This window comes from Bosea sp. AS-1 (genome assembly GCF_002220095.1).
In the GTDB taxonomy this organism is placed as follows: domain Bacteria; phylum Pseudomonadota; class Alphaproteobacteria; order Rhizobiales; family Beijerinckiaceae; genus Allobosea.
Genome location: NZ_CP022372.1, coordinates 1,660,493 through 1,676,843, shown reverse-complemented (window position 1 = coordinate 1,676,843; position 16,351 = coordinate 1,660,493). Strand labels below are relative to the sequence as shown.

The 16,351-nt window shown below is 66.1% G+C and carries 17 protein-coding genes; 10 read left to right on the top strand and 7 right to left on the bottom strand.

Annotation, left to right across the window (positions count from 1 at the left end):
• Positions 1-62 precede the first annotated feature (62 nt).
• Both CE453_RS09570 and CE453_RS09565 read right to left on the bottom strand, forming a co-directional pair.
• Complete coding sequence (locus CE453_RS09570) at positions 63-1,079, bottom strand: NADP-dependent oxidoreductase (protein WP_089174376.1); 1,017 nt, start codon at positions 1,077-1,079, stop codon at positions 63-65.
• Positions 1,080-1,204: 125 nt separating this feature from the next.
• Positions 1,205-1,783 carry a chloramphenicol phosphotransferase CPT family protein gene (locus CE453_RS09565; RefSeq protein ID WP_248308015.1) on the bottom strand — a complete coding sequence of 193 codons (579 nt, stop codon included), beginning with the start codon at positions 1,781-1,783 and terminating at the stop codon, positions 1,205-1,207.
• A 103-nt stretch (positions 1,784-1,886) separates the two neighbouring features.
• Here CE453_RS09565 and uvrC point away from each other — a divergent pair, with 103 nt between their 5' ends.
• The 5 genes from uvrC (at position 1,887) to CE453_RS09540 (ending at position 6,396) form a co-directional block, all read left to right on the top strand.
• A complete protein-coding gene (uvrC, locus tag CE453_RS09560; protein ID WP_472840984.1) occupies positions 1,887-3,899 on the top strand; it encodes an excinuclease ABC subunit UvrC in 2,013 nt (670 codons plus the stop codon).
• A 66-nt stretch (positions 3,900-3,965) separates the two neighbouring features.
• Positions 3,966-4,577, top strand: a complete 612-nt coding sequence (pgsA, locus tag CE453_RS09555) for a CDP-diacylglycerol--glycerol-3-phosphate 3-phosphatidyltransferase (protein WP_472840983.1) — start codon at positions 3,966-3,968, stop codon at positions 4,575-4,577.
• A complete protein-coding gene (moaD, locus tag CE453_RS09550; RefSeq protein WP_248308014.1) occupies positions 4,574-4,867 on the top strand; it encodes a molybdopterin converting factor subunit 1 in 294 nt (97 codons plus the stop codon). The genes pgsA and moaD overlap by 4 nt, the downstream gene beginning before the upstream one ends.
• A 7-nt stretch (positions 4,868-4,874) precedes the next feature.
• Positions 4,875-5,333: a molybdenum cofactor biosynthesis protein MoaE gene (locus tag CE453_RS09545; protein WP_089174373.1), complete on the top strand. Its 459-nt coding sequence runs from the start codon at positions 4,875-4,877 to the stop codon at positions 5,331-5,333.
• Positions 5,308-6,396: a DUF1176 domain-containing protein gene (locus CE453_RS09540; RefSeq protein ID WP_157732972.1), complete on the top strand. Its 1,089-nt coding sequence runs from the start codon at positions 5,308-5,310 to the stop codon at positions 6,394-6,396. Before CE453_RS09545 ends, CE453_RS09540 begins: the two co-directional genes overlap by 26 nt.
• Before the next feature lie 101 nt (positions 6,397-6,497).
• Here the strand turns inward: CE453_RS09540 and CE453_RS09535 are convergent, their stop codons facing one another.
• Positions 6,498-7,385 carry a branched-chain amino acid aminotransferase gene (locus tag CE453_RS09535; protein ID WP_089174371.1) on the bottom strand — a complete coding sequence of 296 codons (888 nt, stop codon included), beginning with the start codon at positions 7,383-7,385 and terminating at the stop codon, positions 6,498-6,500.
• 184 nt (positions 7,386-7,569) lie between these two features.
• Between CE453_RS09535 and CE453_RS09530 the strand changes: the two genes are divergently transcribed.
• The 3 genes from CE453_RS09530 to CE453_RS09520 all read left to right on the top strand — a co-directional run bounded on the left by CE453_RS09530 (position 7,570) and on the right by CE453_RS09520 (position 10,421).
• The gene (locus CE453_RS09530) at positions 7,570-8,100 is read left to right on the top strand and encodes a MarR family transcriptional regulator (protein WP_089174370.1); all 531 of its coding nucleotides are present in this window, start codon (positions 7,570-7,572) and stop codon (positions 8,098-8,100) included.
• 123 nt (positions 8,101-8,223) lie between these two features.
• A complete protein-coding gene (locus tag CE453_RS09525; RefSeq protein WP_089174369.1) occupies positions 8,224-8,967 on the top strand; it encodes a response regulator in 744 nt (247 codons plus the stop codon).
• A 110-nt stretch (positions 8,968-9,077) separates the two neighbouring features.
• On the top strand, positions 9,078-10,421 hold the full coding sequence (locus tag CE453_RS09520; RefSeq protein WP_248308103.1) for an ATP-binding protein: 1,344 nt from the start codon (positions 9,078-9,080) through the stop codon (positions 10,419-10,421).
• A gap of 6 nt (positions 10,422-10,427) precedes the next feature.
• Here CE453_RS09520 and CE453_RS09515 read toward each other — a convergent pair whose 3' ends face one another.
• The gene (locus tag CE453_RS09515; protein ID WP_089174368.1) at positions 10,428-11,345 is read right to left on the bottom strand and encodes a LysR family transcriptional regulator; all 918 of its coding nucleotides are present in this window, start codon (positions 11,343-11,345) and stop codon (positions 10,428-10,430) included.
• Between the two features lie 108 nt (positions 11,346-11,453).
• Between CE453_RS09515 and CE453_RS09510 the strand changes: the two genes are divergently transcribed.
• The gene (locus tag CE453_RS09510; protein WP_089174367.1) at positions 11,454-12,089 is read left to right on the top strand and encodes a glutathione S-transferase; all 636 of its coding nucleotides are present in this window, start codon (positions 11,454-11,456) and stop codon (positions 12,087-12,089) included.
• Complete coding sequence (locus CE453_RS09505; RefSeq protein ID WP_089174366.1) at positions 12,082-13,023, top strand: pyridoxamine 5'-phosphate oxidase family protein; 942 nt, start codon at positions 12,082-12,084, stop codon at positions 13,021-13,023. The genes CE453_RS09510 and CE453_RS09505 overlap by 8 nt, the downstream gene beginning before the upstream one ends.
• Here CE453_RS09505 and CE453_RS09500 read toward each other — a convergent pair.
• The 3 genes from CE453_RS09500 to CE453_RS09490 form a co-directional block, all read right to left on the bottom strand.
• Positions 13,020-13,379 carry a tRNA-binding protein gene (locus CE453_RS09500; RefSeq protein WP_089174365.1) on the bottom strand — a complete coding sequence of 120 codons (360 nt, stop codon included), beginning with the start codon at positions 13,377-13,379 and terminating at the stop codon, positions 13,020-13,022. The genes CE453_RS09505 and CE453_RS09500 overlap by 4 nt on opposite strands.
• Positions 13,376-15,382 (bottom strand): methyl-accepting chemotaxis protein, encoded by a 2,007-nt coding sequence (locus CE453_RS09495; RefSeq protein ID WP_089174364.1) that lies wholly within the window; start codon positions 15,380-15,382, stop codon positions 13,376-13,378. The genes CE453_RS09500 and CE453_RS09495 overlap by 4 nt, the downstream gene beginning before the upstream one ends.
• Before the next feature lie 149 nt (positions 15,383-15,531).
• Entirely contained in the window at positions 15,532-16,290 is a 759-nt protein-coding gene (locus tag CE453_RS09490) for a TetR family transcriptional regulator (RefSeq protein ID WP_089174363.1), read from the bottom strand.
• Positions 16,291-16,351: the final 61 nt, after the last annotated feature.

Sequence of the window (16,351 nt, the reverse complement as noted above, 5' to 3'; positions counted from 1 at the left end):
ATGGTGATGACCGCGCACCTGTCGAATGGTCAAGAAAAAAGGCCGGCCCGTGGCAGACTGCCTCAGAGCTTGACGATCAGCTTGCCGAAGTTCCTGCCTTCCAGCAGCCCGATGAAGGCCTCCGGCGCATTCTCCAGACCATCGACGATATCTTCCTTGTACTTGACCGCTCCCTCCGCGATCCAGCGCGCCATCTCCTCGCGGAACTTTGGTGCCTGGGCCGCGAATTCGCGCTGGATGAACCCGCGGATCGTCAGGCTCTTCGACAGCACCTGGCGCATCAGCACCGGCAGTCGGTCCGGCCCCGGGAAATCGCCGGTCGCATTGTATTGCGCGATGAGACCGCAGACCGGGATGCGTGCAAAGGTATTGAGCAGCGGGAAAACGGCATCCCAGACATGGCCACCGACATTCTCGAAATAGACGTCGACCCCGTTCGGGCAGGCGGCGGCAAGCTGGCTCGCCATCTCCGGGTCGCGATGGTCGATGACGGCATCCAAGCCGAAGGTGTCACGCACGAAGGCGCATTTCTCAGGCCCGCCGGCGATACCCACGGCGCGCGCGCCCTTGATCCGCGCGATCTGACCGACCGCGGAGCCGACCGGCCCGCTCGCCGCAGCCACGACGACCGTCTCCCCCGGCTTGGGCTGGCCGATCGTGAGCAGCCCGGCGTAGGCGGTGAAGCCGGGCATGCCGAGCACGCCGAGCGCAGTCGTCACCGGCGCCTGCGCCGGATCGAGCTTGCGGAGCTGCGCGCCGCCGGCAGCCGCATAGGACTGCCAGCCGGAATAGGACAGGACGATGTCGCCCGGCCTGAAGGCTGGGTCGCGGCTTTCCAGCACCTCGGCCACGGTGCCTCCTTCCATCACCTGGCCGATTTCGGTGGGAGCGGCATAGGACTTCGCTGCGCTCATCCGGCCACGCATGTAGGGGTCGAGCGAGAGATAGAGGGTCCTGAGCAGGACCTGGCCGTCGGAGATCGCAGGGATGGCCGCCTGCTCCAGTCGGAAATTCTGCGGCGTCGGACGCCCCTCGGGGCGGGAGGCGAGAAGGATTCGGAGGTTGTCGGACGGGGACATGGGTTTCGATCCTCGGTGAAACGCGCAGGCAGTTCCCTCTGATATTGGCGCTCCGCTGGAGAAGCGATAGCGCCCTCGATCCGCAATTCAGGGCAGCGTGAAACGCACGCCGGGCTCGGCAAAGGTCAGCCGACCGACTGCTCCCGCAGCCGGTCGAAGGCCGAAGGAGTCTCGCGATCCTTCCAGGCGGCCATGACGGCATCGGCACTCGCGGCCGGGTCATTCGCCCCATCCACCTCGCAATCGTAGATGCAATAGGAGTGGATACGGAAATAGTCGCGCCGCGCATCTCCTACGGGTCGGTCACCCCGCACAAGCTCCCGTCGTTCCAGCTCGGAGAGATCACAATGCACGCCGACGAAGAACACGTCCTGCCCGGCCAGCGTCCCAACCAGCCGGTGCAGCCAGGGCTGGCTCTCCATGATGTACTCAACGATCAGGTCGTTCCCGGCTTCGACATAGGCCAGCAGCGAGCGCTCGAAGCCGATGAAGAAGGCCTCCCGCATGGCATGCCAGTCGAACTCCTTGCTGCGGATGCGCGCCATCGGCAGCACGCCGGAATCGCGGAGATGGTCGATCGAGATATGCCAGAACGGCGTGTCGATCCGCGCCTGGATGGCGCGGGCCAGCGAGGACTTGCCGCTGCTCGACGCGCCATTGAGCAGGATGATCCGGCCGGGAACAGTCTGCACGGCATCTCTCACGCAAGGCTCCTCGGGGCGGTCGGGTTTGATGCCCGTCGATTTCAGCGACTTGCAGCGACAGTCCTGACATGACGAAGCCGCTGCGGCATCCTACATGAGCCCTATGAGTCGCGAACGTCAGGACGATCTGCCACAGGAGGAGTTCGAGGACGAGGAGGACACCCTCCCCGCAGCCGAACCTGCGCTCGACCTCGGCGAGGCCGCCCCCGGCGCACTCAAGGCCGGCATCGAGGTCATCCAGCAATTCGCCAGGCATCTGCCGAACAAGCCTGGCGTCTACCGGATGTTCGACCGCGCCGGCGAGGTGCTCTATGTCGGCAAGGCCAAGAGCCTGAAGAACCGCGTGACCTCCTATGCTCGCGGCATGGCGCATACCAACGCCGTGGCCCGGATGATCGCCGAGACGGCGAATATGGAGTTCGTCACCACCGGCACCGAGACCGAGGCGCTGCTGCTCGAGTCGAACCTGATCAAGCAGCTCCGACCGCGCTACAACGTGCTGCTGCGCGACGACAAGTCGTTCCCCTACATCCTGCTGACCGGCGACCACGACGCTCCCGCGATCCTCAAGCATCGCGGCTCGCGCCACCGCAAGGGCGACTATTTCGGGCCTTTCGCCTCGGTTTGGGCCGTGAAGCGCACCATCGACGCGCTGCAGAAGGCCTTCCTGATCCGCACCTGTTCCGATTCCTTCTACGAGAATCGCACGCGCCCCTGCCTGCTCTTCCAGATCAAGCGCTGCGCCGGTCCCTGCACCGGCGAGATCTCGATCCCCGATTACCAGGCGCTCGCCGGTCAGGCGCGCGACTTCCTCTCCGGCCGCTCCTCCGCCGTAAAGCAGCTGCTCTCGGCACGGATGCAGGCCGCCGCCGAGGAACTCGAATTCGAGAAGGCCGCTCGCTATCGCGACCGCCTCGCCGCGCTCTCGGCCGTGCAGGCAGGGCAGGACATCAACACGCAAGGGGTGGAAGAGGCCGACGTCTTCGCCATCGACGAGCAGGCCGGGCATTTCTGCGTCGAGATCTTCTTCTTCCGCAATCACCAGAACTGGGGCAACCGCGCCCTCTTCCCGCGCGCCGACCGCTCGCTGACCCCCGTCGAAGTGCTCGCCTCGGTGGTCGCCCAGTTCTACGACGACAAGCCGCCGCCACGACTTGTGCTGCTCTCGCATCCGGTCGAGGAGATCGAGCTGATCGGCCAGGCGCTTTCGGCGCGTGCCGGTCGCAAGGTCGAGGTCGCGCATCCCAAACGCGGCGAGCGCGCCGACCTGATGGCACATGCCGTCAAGAACGCCCATGAGGCGCTCTCCCGCAAGCTTGCCGAAAATGCCGGGCAGCAATCGCTGCTCGCCGCGCTCGGCGCCGCCTTCGGCATGGAGACCGCACCGCGCCGGGTCGAGGTGTACGACAACTCCCACATCATGGGCACCAACGCGGTCGGCGGCATGATCGTGGCGGGGCCGGACGGCTTCGTGAAGAACCAGTACCGTACCTTCAACATCTCGACCGACACCATCGCCGGCGACGATTTCGGCATGATGCGCGAGGTGCTGACGCGCCGCTTCGCCAGGCTGGCGAAGGAGGCCGCTCCGGCATCGGATGCCGAGAGCGCCGGGGGTTCAAGTCCCTCTCCCGCTACCGCTCCTCGCGATCCCGATGCCTTCCCATCCCGTCCCGATCTCGTCATCGTCGACGGCGGCAAGGGCCAGTTCGAAGCCGCGCGCAAGATCATGGCCGAGCTCAACGCCACCGACATTCCGCTCGTCGCCATCGCCAAGGGGGCCGATCGCAACGCCATGCGCGAGACCTTCCACATGGCCGGCCGGGAGCCCTTCAAGCTGCAACCGCGCGATCCCGCGCTCTATTTCATCCAGCGCCTGCGTGACGAGGCACACCGCTTCGCCATCGGCACCCATCGCGCCAAACGCAAGCGCGAGACGATGAAAAACCCGCTCGACGAGATCCCCGGCATCGGCCCTTCGCGGAAGCGGGCGCTGCTCCTGCATTTCGGCACGGTGAAGGCGATCCAGCGCGCCAAGCTCGACGATCTGATGCGCACGCCCGGCGTGAATGCGGCGACGGCCAAAGCCGTGCACGATTTCTTTCACGATGCCTGATAGTTCTGCCACATTCACGGTCTTGCGTGTTGACGCTGCGACGGCCGGATTGCTTTGGTGCTCAACGTGACGATTCTTCCAGACGCCATCAGGCGGCGCGGCCCCTGGTCGCTGCCGAACCTCCTCACCTACGGCCGGATCCTGGCGATCCCGGCACTGGTGGCGATCCTGTTCTGGCCCCGCGACGACTGGATGCGCTGGCTCGCTTTGGCGATCTATACGCTCGCCGCCATCACCGACTATCTCGACGGCTACATCGCACGCGCCTGGAGCCAGCAATCGGCGATCGGCCGCATGCTCGATCCGATCGCCGACAAGCTCCTGGTCTGTGCCCTACTGCTGATGCTGGTGGCGGATGGCACCATCCATGGTTGGACGCTCTGGGCCGCCATCGTCATCCTATGCCGCGAGATTCTTGTCTCGGGGCTCCGTGAATTCCTGGCCGACCTCAAGGTCAGCGTTCCGGTCAGCAAGGTCGCGAAATGGAAGACGACGGCGCAGCTCTTCGCGCTCGGCTTCCTGATCGCCGGCCCAGCCGGTGACAAGGTGCTGCCCGGCAATACGATGATCGGCACCGTGCTGCTCTGGGCGGCGGCAGGCCTGACGATGTACACCGGCTGGGATTATTTCAACGCCGGCATCCGCCATCTCGTCGAACAGGACGAGCGCATGCCATGAACGCCGCAGCCCCCATGACCGCGACCGAAACCCGCACGGTAAAGCTCGTCTACTTCGCTTGGGTGCGCGAGCGCGTCGGCATTCCCGACGAGACGCTCGACATCCCGACGAACCTCGTCACCGTGGCCGATCTGGTGCGCTGGCTGAAGGCGCGCGGCGAGAATTACGAGGCTGCCTTCGCCAAGGAGGCGGTGGTGCGCGCCGCGCTCGATCAGGTTCACGCCAAGCCGCAGAGCCCGCTCGGCAACGCTCGCGAGATCGCCTTCTTCCCGCCGATGACGGGCGGCTGAGGCCGTCATGACGCCGGTCGTCCGTATCCAGCGCGAGGATTTCGACCTTTCGGCCGAGATCGCGGCGCTGAGCACGGGCCGCGCCGATATCGGTGCCGTCGTCTCCTTCACCGGGCTCTGCCGGGACGAAAACGGCACGTTGAGTGCGCTGGAGCTCGAGCATTACCCTGGGATGGCCGAGGCCGAGATCAGCCGCGTCGCCGCGGAGGCTGCGTCGCGCTGGCCGCTCTTGGGTCTCGTCGCCATCCACCGCTACGGGCTGATCCGGCCGGGCGAACAGATCGTGCTGGTGCTCGCCGCTTCGGCCCACCGCCGCGCAGCCTTCGAAGCGGCCGATTTCATGATGGATTATCTCAAGACCCGCGCGCCGTTCTGGAAACGCGAGCATCGCGCCGACGGCACGCTCGGCGGCTGGGTCGAGGCCAAAGCGGATGACGACGATGCAGCAGATCGCTGGAGCCGATAGAGTTTCGAAACGGCAGAAGGGCCGCAGCCGGATTCTCCTTGCCACTGGCCTGTGGTTGAGCTTCGCCGCCGCGGCGACTGCAGCAGACGAGCCGAAGACCTTCCGCGACTGGATGGCGGGCTGCGACAACATCAAGACCTGCACAGCGATTTCACTGCCGCCCGAGGCGACCGAAACCATCACCTATCTGCGGCTCGAGCGCCCTGCCGGCCCTGAAGGCACTGCACGGCTTCTGCTCAGGCTCCGCGGAGAGTGGAAGAAGCCGCCGTCGGCGCTGCAACTCAAGCTCGATGGCGCTGCGTTCCCGAGCGGCAGCAAGCCGCTTTCCGTCACGGCCGACGGCGATGTCGTGACATTGACGTTCTCGGCCGAGGATACCGCCGCACTGATCGACGCCGCGCGAAAGGCGACGAAGCTGACGGTAACCGCGCCCGGCCTGACCGGAAGCATCTCGCTCGCAGGTTCCGTCGCGGCGATGCTTTGGATCGACGAGCAGCAGGGGCGCCTCGCGACGACCACGGCGCTTGTTCGCAAGGGCGCGAATACGACTGTGCCTCCCGCTCCCGCCCTGCCAGTGGTCGCAGCCACGCCGGTGCCACCCATGCTCGACATGAAGGCGGCGAAGCATCAGGCTGAGCGCCTGCGCGCCGCGCTGAAGAAACGAAGCCCCGATTCCTGCGAGGACGGTGCAGCCGACGGCGACAGCGCCTGGTCGCTCGGCGACAAGCGCACGTTGGTCGCGCTCGCCTGTTCACGCGGCGCCTACAACCTGTCCTCGTCCTTCTTCATCATGCCGGAGAACGACCCGGCCAAGGCGGCGCCGCTCCGTTTCGCCGATGGCGACGGCGACGGCAGCAACGACTTGACCAATGCGAGCTTCGATCCGCGCACCGGCCACCTGGCCTTCTTCGCCAAGGGGCGCGGCATCGGGGATTGCGGCGTGACTGGCGGCTATGCCTGGGATGGCAAGAGCTTTGTGCGCACAGAACTCGCCATGATGGGCGAATGCCGCGGCATCGCCCCCGAGGATTGGATCACGCTGTATCGCAGCGCGGCGAAGTAGCGGTCACGCTCGGGCGGAACGGAACTCCGCCCGAGAGCCTTGTGATCAAAGGTCACTGATCCCGAGATGCCCGGAACAAGCCCGGGCACGACGCAAATGGCTTAAGCCGCCTTCGACTGCGGGCGCACCGCCGCCGAATAATCCTCCATGATCACCTTGCCCATATTGCCGGTGACGAAGTTGTATGGGCCGATCTCGGAGACCAGCGTCACCTCGGCGGCCGAGCCGGTGATGAAGCACTCGTTGAAGCTCTCGAGCTCCTCCGGCCGGATGCGCCGTTCCACCACCTCGAAGCCGCGCTGCTTGCACAGCTCGATCACCGACTGGCGGGTCAAGCCGTTGAGGAAACGGTCGGCCATCGGCGTATGGATCACGCCATCCTTGATGAAGAAGATGTTGGCGCCGGTGCACTCGGCGACATTGCCCTCGAAGTCGAGCATCATCGCATCGGCGTAGCCCGCCCGCTCGGCCTTATGCTTGGAGAGCGAGCAGATCATGTAGAGCCCCGCCGCCTTGGCATGGACCGGCGCGCAGGCCGGGTCAGGCCGGCGATAGTCCGCAACGTCGAGGCGGATGCCCTTCAGCTTTGCGGCCATGTCGAACATGCTCGGCCACTCCCACACCGCGATCGCGGTATGGATCGAGTTGTTCAGGCCGGAGACCGCCATCATCTCCGAGCCGCGCCAGGCGACCGGACGGACATAGGCGTCCTTGAGCCCGTTCTCCTTCAGGCAGAGATACTTGGCCTCGTCGAGCTCGGCGACCGAATAGGGCACCGTGAAATCCATGATCTCGGCCGACTTGTGGAAGCGCTTCGAATGCTCCGTGCACTTGTAGATCACGCCGTCATAGGCGCGCTCGCCCTCGAAGATGCAGGAGCCATAGTGCAACCCATGGGTCAGTACGTGAATCTTCGCGTCCTTCCACGGCACGAGCTTGCCGTCGAACCAGATGACGCCATCGCGCTGGTCGAAAGGAATGACTGACATGGGACCTTCTCCTGGGTGCTTACTGCTCCGAACTCCGGCACAGCCGTTTTTGGAACGCAAGCCTGGGTCTAAAGCTGCGCTGCCACGATACGTTTTGAAATAATCGTTCGCTCAGCGCGCTTGACTGGTAATCTTCCGTCTGAGATATGTCAACAACGTTGACCTAAATTTTCGGAGAGCTTTTTTGGCCGAGAGCCTGACCCGCCCGGGACCGATCGCGCCGAAGGTAACCTCGCCAGCGGCGGCGCCCGTCGCGGCCCCGGCCTCCGTGCCCTACGATCTGATCGAGCTGCTCTTCTTCGCCTATCGCGACTTCGTCGGCGACCCCGACCGCATCCTGGCCGACTATGGCTTCGGCCGCGCCCATCACCGGGTGCTGCACTTCGTCCAGCGCCGCCCGGGCCTGACCATCGCCGAGTTGCTCGACATCCTGCAGATCACCAAGCAGAGCCTCAACCGCGTGCTCAAGGAGCTGGTCGAGAAGGGCTATATCGAGCAGCGCACCGGCCGGCAGGACAAGCGCCAGCGCCACCTCCACACCACGCCCGCAGGGCAGGATCTGGCGCTGCGCCTGGTTCAGCTCCAGTCCAAGCGGATCGTGGCTGCGCTCGACAGCGTCGGTCCCGAAGCTGCCGAGACCATCGCCCGCTATCTCGCAGCCCTGATCGATCCCTCGGAGCGGCCGAAGGTACAGGGGCTGCTGTCAGGCGCCTGAGCTGGGCCGACCGATCTTGAAGATCGGCCGACCACGCGGCCCAAGCCGATTGACGACCCTGCTGCCGCGCTGTGCTATGAGGGGACGCCCATCGCGCCATCGGCGCGGCAGAGAGACGTCTGGATGATCGCGACCGAAGCGCCGGCAAAGCCGGCCCGCAAGATACTGCCCGATGAAGCCCCGCACGTCCTGGTCGTCGACGACGACCGGCGCCTGCGCGAACTGCTCGGCCGCTTCCTCGGCGACAATGGCTATCGCGTCACCACGGCCGCCAACGCCGCCGAGGCCGATACGCGCCTCGGCAACCTCGTCTTCGACGCCATCGTGCTCGATGTGATGATGCCGGGCGAGAACGGCTTCGATTTCGCCCGCCGCTTCCGGGGGGCCTCGGCCGTGCCGATCCTGATGCTGACTGCCCGTGCCGACGGCAAGGATCGCATCAACGGGCTGGAGATCGGCGTCGACGACTACCTCGCCAAGCCCTTCGAACCGCGCGAACTCCTGCTGCGCCTCGGCAACATCCTGAAACGGACTGTCGTAGTCGAGGCCGCGCAGTCCGGCACCCGGCCGGACTTCGTCCGCTTCGGACCTTTCCTGTATGGTCTGGCACGCGGCGAATTACGCAAGGGCGAGGAGACCATTCGCCTCACCGAGCGCGAACGCGAGATCCTGACGGCGCTGGCTGAGCGCGCCGGCGAGGTCGTGCCGCGCGAGGAGCTGGCGGCGCAGGGCTCGGCCGCCAATGACCGCACCGTCGACGTGCAGATGAACCGGCTGCGCCGCAAGATCGAACGCGACCCGGCCGACCCGCTCTATCTCCAGACCGTTCGCGGTGTCGGCTACAGGCTGCTGACGGACAGGACGTGACACCAGCTCAACAGGGCGGGAAGGGGCAGGGCGCGCTGCATGCTGCAGTGGCCTGGTTTGCGCGCTCGCGCGCGGCCCTGTCTCGTATCGCGCAGCAGGCCAATACCGCTATCAAGCCTACCCTGAAGCGCATCGGCCAACCGCTCCACATCGTCGCGCGCTACATGCCGAAGGGGCTTTATCCGCGCGCCCTGGTCATCGTCATCGCCCCGGTGGTGCTGCTGCAATCGGTCATCGCCTATGTTTTCATGGAACGGCACTGGCAGACCGTGACGCAGCGGCTCTCCGCTGCCGTCTCAGCCGACATCGCCATGTTGATCGATGTCTACGAGAGCTATCCGCAGGACCAGGATATCACCACGCTCTCGCGTATCGCCGCAGAGCGGCTCGGGATGGATGTCGACATCATTCCGGATTCCGACCTGCCAGCGCCGGGGCCGCGACCGTTCTTCTCGCTGCTCGACAATGCGCTCTCGACAGAGCTCAGCCAGCAGGTCGCCCGCCCCTTCTGGCTCGACACGGTCGGCCGCTCCAGCCTGATCGAGATTCGCATCAAGCTCGGCAAGGACGTGATGCGCATCCTGACACGGCGCAATTCGGCCTATGCCTCGAACAGCCACATCTTCCTGCTCTGGATGATCGGCACCTCGCTGATCCTGCTGACCATCGCCGTGCTGTTCCTGCGCAACCAGATCCGGCCGATCCTCAAGCTCGCCGATGCGGCCGAGGCCTTCGGCAAGGGCCGCGATGCCGAGTTCCGCCCGCGCGGCGCCCGCGAGGTCCGCCGTGCGGGCAACGCCTTCATCGAGATGAAGCGCCGCGTCGAGCGCTCGATCGGCGAACGCACCACGATGCTGAACGGCGTCAGTCACGACCTGCGCACCATCCTCACCCGCTTCCGCCTCTCGCTCGCCCTGATGGAGCGCTCCGCCGAGATCGAGGCGCTGGAGAAGGACATCGACGAGATGGGCCGCATGCTGGAGGACTATCTCGCCTTCGCCCGCGGCGATGCCGGCGAGGTCGCGGTCGAGACCGACATCCGCGGCCAGCTCGAGGATCTGAAGGCCGACGCCGAGCGCCAGGGCCATCAGACCGAGCTGGAAGTGGTCGGCGATCCCGAGGTCGTCGTCCGGCCCGACGCCTTCCGTCGTCTCCTGACCAACCTCGTCTCCAATGCGGCGCGCTACGGCAACCGCATCGCGATCCGCGCCACCCATGACGCACGCTATCTGATCGTCACCGTCGACGATGACGGCCCCGGCATCCCTCCTGACCAGCGCGAGGAGGTCTTCCGACCCTTCTTCCGCCTCGACGAGGCGCGCAATGTCGATGGCGGCGGCACGGGCCTCGGCCTCGCCATCGCCCGCGACATCGCCCGCGCCCATGGCGGCGACATCATGCTCGGCGACTCACCGCTCGGCGGCCTGCGCGCAACGGTCAGGCTGCCCGTCTGAGCGTGTTCAACCCCGCGACGGCCAGGGTTCCGAAGTGATCGGCGCCAGTCGGGGCAGCCGCGCCACGGCATGGTCGATGAAGGCCCTGACGCGCGGCGCCGGATGCCGGCCACCCGGCGTCACGAGTTGGACTGGCAGAGGCGGCGGCTCGAATTCCGGCAGCAGCCGCACCAGCGTTCCAGCCGCGATGTCGTCGACCGCCTGATAGGATAGCGGCCGCGCCAGGCCACGCCCCGCCCGCGCGGCGATCAGGACCGATTCCACCTCGTTGACGATCAGCCGCGGCGTCAGCGCAACGCGGCTGCGGCGACCCGCACCGCCAAATTGCCAGTTCATGCCGGCTTGAGTGGCGACGCTGATGATCGTCTCATGCGCAGCGATATCGGAAGGCTGGCGCAGTGGCGGTGCCGCTGCCAGATAGGCCGGCGATGCCACGAGAATGCGCCGCACCTCGCCGACCTTGCGTGCCACGAAGCGTGAGGGTGCCAGTGGGCCGATCCGCACCGCGACATGCAGATCCTCCTCGATCAGGTCGAGATTGCGGTCTCCCAGCACGAGTTCGACCTGTACGAGCGGGTAACGGTCGAGAAATTCGGAGACCAGCGGCGTGACATGGCGGCGCCCGAAGGACAGCGGCGCCGTGACCCGCAGCAGGCCGCTGACCGGCGCATCGGAAACGCCTCCAAGCGAGGCTTCGTAATCGCCGAGCAGGCGGCGCGCCGCAATCGCGAGCTCTCGACCGGCTTCGCTCGGCATGAAGCGCCGGGTCGACCGGGTGATGAGCCTTTGGCCGACACGATCCTCCAGTGTCGCAAGTGCGCGCGTGATCGCCGGTCGGGACCGGCGCAGGCGCCGCGCGGCTCCGGCGAGGCTACCAGCCTCGATGATCGCCACGAAGATCGCGAGCTCGTCCAGACGGTCCATGACACTGTTTCATCTTCTGGAATTCTGATTTCAATCGATAACGGATTTCGCCCGAATGATGAAACGTCGATCCTCTCTGCCGCGACCACGAATTGCGGGAGATTGGCGATGCAACCGACGGAGATCACGCTTCACGGCACGGCCCTGTCCGGACATTCGCACCGCATCGAGTTATTGCTGCGTGCCCTGGATCTGCCTTACCGCTTCGAGCATACCCCGGCCGAAATCCGGCGCGCCGAAGCCTATCGAAAACTCAATCCGTTGCAGCAGATCCCCGTCCTTCAGGACGGCGAGATGACGTTGGCAGATAGCAACGCGATCATGGTCTATCTGGTGAAGCGCTATGCGCCGGAAAGCGCCTGGCTACCTGACGATCCGGTGGGCGCCGCCGCAGTCCAGCGTTGGTTGTCGATTGCGGCCGGCGAGGTCATGCATGGACCGAGCATCGCCCGCCTCGTCGTCCAGTTCGGCCTGAACGATGACAGGGCGCGCGCCGAACGGATCGCGAAGCGGCTGCTGACCTTCATGCAGGAGCATCTGGCGGAGCGAGAGTTCCTGGCTGCTCCCCACCCCACACTCGCCGATCTCGCCTGCTATTCCTATGTTGCTCATGCTCCGGAAGGCGGCATCTCGCTGGAGCCCTATCCGGCTGTCCGCGCCTGGCTCGCCCGCGTCGAGGCCCTGCCCTTCTTCAAGCCGATGCCGCCCTCGCCTCTGCCGGAGCCGGACGAGAACGATGAGTGACGGCCCCTTCCATACCGGCGAGCTGGAAGCTCAGGCGCTGGCTGGCCAGTTCTCCCGCGGCGGCGGCATCCGCAACTTCATGCCCGACCAGCACCGCCTGTTCTTCGCTCAGCTCCCCTGGATCTTCGCAGGTGTGCTCGACGCACGGGGCTGGCCGCTCGCGACGGTGCTGACCGGCCCGCCCGGCTTCGTTGCGAGCCCCTCTCCCACCGCTCTTGAGATCACCGCCAGGCCGCAGGCTCAGGACCCCGCGGCCGAATCGTTCCACACCGGTGCCCCCATCGGTCTTCTCGGCATCGAATTCGAGACCCGCCGACGCAACCGCGCCAATGGCATGGTCGCCGCACGTCGCGCTGACGGCTTCGACATCGCGGTCGCACAAAGCTTCGGAAACTGCGCGAAGTACATCCAGACCCGCATGGTTGAGCGACTGGCCGAGCGGACCACGGTTCAGCACGAGGAACTGAGCCGCCTGGACATGCAGGCGCACGACCTGATCGCGGTGGCCGATACCTTCTTCATCGCCAGCACCGCCGGGCAGGACGCCGTGCCAGCCGGCGGCGTCGACATGTCCCATCGCGGTGGGCGGCCTGGCTTCGTTCGCATCGACGGCGACACGTTGACGGTGCCGGACTTCGCCGGGAACAGCTATTTCAACACGCTGGGCAATCTGCTGCGTGAGCCGCGCGCCGCGTTGCTGTTCGTCGATTTTCGCGACGGCACGATCCTGCAGTTGCAGGGTTCGGTCGAAATTATGTGGGACGGTGCAGAGATCGCCCGCCTCGCCGGAGCGGAGCGGCTGTGGCGCTTCCATGTGACGCGCGGCTGGCGGCACAAGCAGGCGTTGCCGCTGCGCTGGTCGGCGTCGGATTACGCGCCGACCACCTTGCAGACCGGCCTCTGGAACCGGTTAGCCCTGGCAGGCGCACTCTAGAACAGGCGCCCGCCTTCCGGGATGGTATGGCCCGGCCCGATCAGCACCACCTCGCCATCGGCATCGGGCACGCCCAGCGTCAACACCTCGGACATGAACTTTCCGATCTGGCGCGGCGGGAAATTGACCACGGCGAGAACCTGCCGGCCGGGCAGATCCTCCGGCTGGTAATGCTTGGTGATCTGGGCGGAGGATTTCTTCCGCCCGATCGCGCCACCGAAATCGATCACCAGCTTGATCGCCGGCTTGCGCGCCTCCGGATAGGGCTCGGCCTCGACGATGGTGCCGACGCGGATGTCGACCTTGAGGAAATCGTCGAAGCCGATCGTCGCGGCTACTTCTTCGGACGGTGTCAAAATTCCTCCCACCCCGTGTCACGGGCCTCGATATCGAGCTTGCGTGCGGTCGCCGCCGCTGCGCTGCCATTCGCTTTCGTGCTTCGCGGCGGCGCCGGGCGCGGCGCGGCGGGCGCAGCCGCTGCCGCCGGCTGTGCAATAGCCGCCTGCATCGTCCGCGCGATCGCCTGCAGTCTCGCGGTATCGCCGCCGATTTGGAAGCGGGCGACCAGCGACGAGAGACGGTCGGCCTCCTCCGAAAGCGAGTGGGCGGCAGCCGTGGACTGCTCGGCCATCGCCGCATTCTGCTGGGTCGCCTGGTCCATCTCGCCGACGGCGGCGTTGACTTCCTGCAGGCCCGAGGCCTGCTCCTGGGCAGCGCCGGCAATCTCGGCGACCAGGCCGGTGACGCGGGCGATCTCCGAAGCCATGCGTTGCAGCGCTCCGCCGGTCTGCCCGACGAGGTTGACGCCCTTCTCGACCTCGACGGTCGAGGCGTCGATCAGCGCCTTGATCTCCTTGGCTGCCGAAGCCGAACGCTGCGCCAGAGCGCGCACCTCCGAGGCGACGACGGCAAAGCCCTTGCCGGCATCGCCGGCGCGGGCCGCCTCGACGCTGGCATTGAGCGCCAGCAGGTTGGTCTGGAAGGCAATCTCGTCGATCACGCCGACGATCTGCGAGATCTCCTGCGCCGACTTCTCGATGCCACCCATCGCCGTCACCGCATCGCGCACGATGCTGGTGGACTGTTCCGCCTCGCCCTTGACTTGCTCGGTCGCCTGGTTGGCGAGGCGCGCGCTCTCGGCGGTCTGGCGCACCGTCGCAGTGAGCTGGTCGAGCGCCGTCGCCGTCTCCTCGACCGAGGAGGCCTGCTGCTCGGTGCGGCCGGCGAGATCGTCCGCCGCCTGGCTGATCTCGACGGAACCTGCCTTCATGCTCTCGGTATTGGTCACGATCTGCCGCATCGCGTCCTGAAGCTTTGCGATGGCGGCGTTGAAATCGTCCTTGAGCTTGAGGTACTCGGCCGAGAACGTTTCCCCGATCCGATAGGTCAGATCGCCCCCGGCCAGGTGCTCGAGGCCCGCGCCCAGCGCCTGGACGACATCGGCCTGCACGCGCGCCTGCTCGGCACGCTCGGCCTCGTTGCGCCGCCGCTCGGTATCCACGGCGCTGCGATGTCCGGCCGCCTCCTCCTCGACGCGCAGCTTGTCAGCCTCCATCGCTTCCTTCGCCAGTGCCGCATCGCGGAAGACGACCAGCGCGCGCGCCATCGAACCAATCTCGTCCGGCCGCTGCTGATGCGCGATCTCGGCCTGCAGATTGCCTGCCGCCAGTTCGTCCATCGACGAAGACAGCGAAGCCAGCATCCGCGAGGAGCGGCGGCTGAGGACGATGACGAGGCCGAGCATGATGAGGCCGAGCGGCACCAGAACCTCGGCGACTCCGCCGACCATGCCGAGGAAGGCCGCATCGACGTCCTGCACATGCAGGCCCGAACCGATCAGCCACTGCCACTTCGGAACACCGATGACGTAGGAGATCTTCAGCGAAGGCTCGGTGTCACCCATCTTGAGCCAGCCATAGTCGAGGAACCCCTCTCCCTTGGCCTTCACCAACGCGATCATATCCTGGACGAAGAACTTGCCATCCGCATCCTTGAGCGGCCGCATGTCGGTCGACTGGATCTTCTTGTTGGCATGCAACAGGCTGATGCCGTCGTAGTTCACGACGAAGTAGTAGTTGCCGTTATCGAAGCGCGCCCCGCCGATGGCTTCCATCGCCATCTTCTTGGCGTCCGCCTCCTTGAGTTCGCCGGCCTCGGCGCGCGCCAGATAGCTCTTGACGGTGGTTGCCGCGGCCTCGACGGCGTTCTTCATCTCCGCGCGCTTCAGCGCGATCATTTCATTACGCGCAGCGTGCAGCGTGTAGCCGACTCCCCCGACCGCGATGATAACGGCCAAAACCGCGATCAGCGCGAAGGACCGGCCGATCGATAGCGTTGCAATCTTTCTGGAGAACGACATCCGCGTATCCTGCGCGTGAGGGAATGTCGTCCATTCACATGAATTGACTAAGCGGCGCTTAAAGCCGCCACGTTCCGGCCGCAATCCATGAGCCCGGGCTTCGCCGAGGACGAAGCCCGTGATCCAGTTCCCAATTCAGGGCCGTGGCATCAGATCGCCGGCGCGTAATCCTCGTTGTCTTCACCACGCTCAGGAGCCCGCTCCCGCCGCCGTGCCTTCAGCGGGCGCCCCGAGCAGATCGCCCGCGCCAGCCCGCGGAACGGCGCCGTCAGCCGATGCACATCCTCGACGCGAGCCATGATGCGGCCGGCCGTCTTCAGCTCGCGATCGAGCCGCGCCATGGTCTTCGACAATTCCGGCTCGTCATCGTCCAGCCAGGCTTCGGAAACACGCGCCATCAGCAGCACCGCCCCCTGGACGCGCAGGCCGCCTAACGAGTCCTCAGTCGGGATCCCGGCCGAAGCCAGCATGTAGCGCCAGGAATTGACCGCGCCGCGGTTGAGCGCAGCCAGGGCCAGCGGATCGCGGCGGATGACCGGAGCGATTTTGCGCAGGCCCGCCTTATAGGGCGCCATCGCATCGAGCCGCCGCATTACTAGGTCGAACAGACGCTCCTTGACCGGCTCGCCGGCGAGGTCATCCGAGGTACCGGCGAGCACCGCGTCGTCGACGATGCGGGTCACGCCACCGAGCATGGCGAGCTTGGACGGGAAAAGACTGCGCAACTGCGCCAATGTCAGCCCTGCTTCGGACGCGATATCCGGAAGCTCGATCTCGTCCCAGGGACGGGTGGCCGCGAGGTTCATCAAGGCGTCGACGGCCCGCCTGCGCGGATCCACCGGCTTGCTCGCCTCCTTGACGGCAGCCTCGGCAGATGCGGCTTTGCCGGAAACGGGTTTGCGGGCCATGGCGCTGCTCCTCTCGCTTCGCGATGAGAGGAGGTTAGGCCGCTATCGTGGCGGGCGGAAG

Coding starts and splice junctions, on each gene's coding strand:
- CE453_RS09570 (WP_089174376.1), bottom strand. CDS start 1,079: ATGTCCCCGTCCGACAACCTCCGAATCCTTCTCGCCTCCCGCCCCGAG.
- uvrC (WP_472840984.1), top strand. CDS start 1,887: ATGAGTCGCGAACGTCAGGACGATCTGCCACAGGAGGAGTTCGAGGAC.
- moaD (WP_248308014.1), top strand. CDS start 4,574: ATGAACGCCGCAGCCCCCATGACCGCGACCGAAACCCGCACGGTAAAG.
- CE453_RS09545 (WP_089174373.1), top strand. CDS start 4,875: ATGACGCCGGTCGTCCGTATCCAGCGCGAGGATTTCGACCTTTCGGCC.
- CE453_RS09540 (WP_157732972.1), top strand. CDS start 5,308: ATGCAGCAGATCGCTGGAGCCGATAGAGTTTCGAAACGGCAGAAGGGC.
- CE453_RS09535 (WP_089174371.1), bottom strand. CDS start 7,385: ATGTCAGTCATTCCTTTCGACCAGCGCGATGGCGTCATCTGGTTCGAC.
- CE453_RS09525 (WP_089174369.1), top strand. CDS start 8,224: ATGATCGCGACCGAAGCGCCGGCAAAGCCGGCCCGCAAGATACTGCCC.
- CE453_RS09515 (WP_089174368.1), bottom strand. CDS start 11,345: ATGGACCGTCTGGACGAGCTCGCGATCTTCGTGGCGATCATCGAGGCT.
- CE453_RS09510 (WP_089174367.1), top strand. CDS start 11,454: ATGCAACCGACGGAGATCACGCTTCACGGCACGGCCCTGTCCGGACAT.
- CE453_RS09505 (WP_089174366.1), top strand. CDS start 12,082: ATGAGTGACGGCCCCTTCCATACCGGCGAGCTGGAAGCTCAGGCGCTG.
- CE453_RS09495 (WP_089174364.1), bottom strand. CDS start 15,382: ATGTCGTTCTCCAGAAAGATTGCAACGCTATCGATCGGCCGGTCCTTC.
- CE453_RS09490 (WP_089174363.1), bottom strand. CDS start 16,290: ATGGCCCGCAAACCCGTTTCCGGCAAAGCCGCATCTGCCGAGGCTGCC.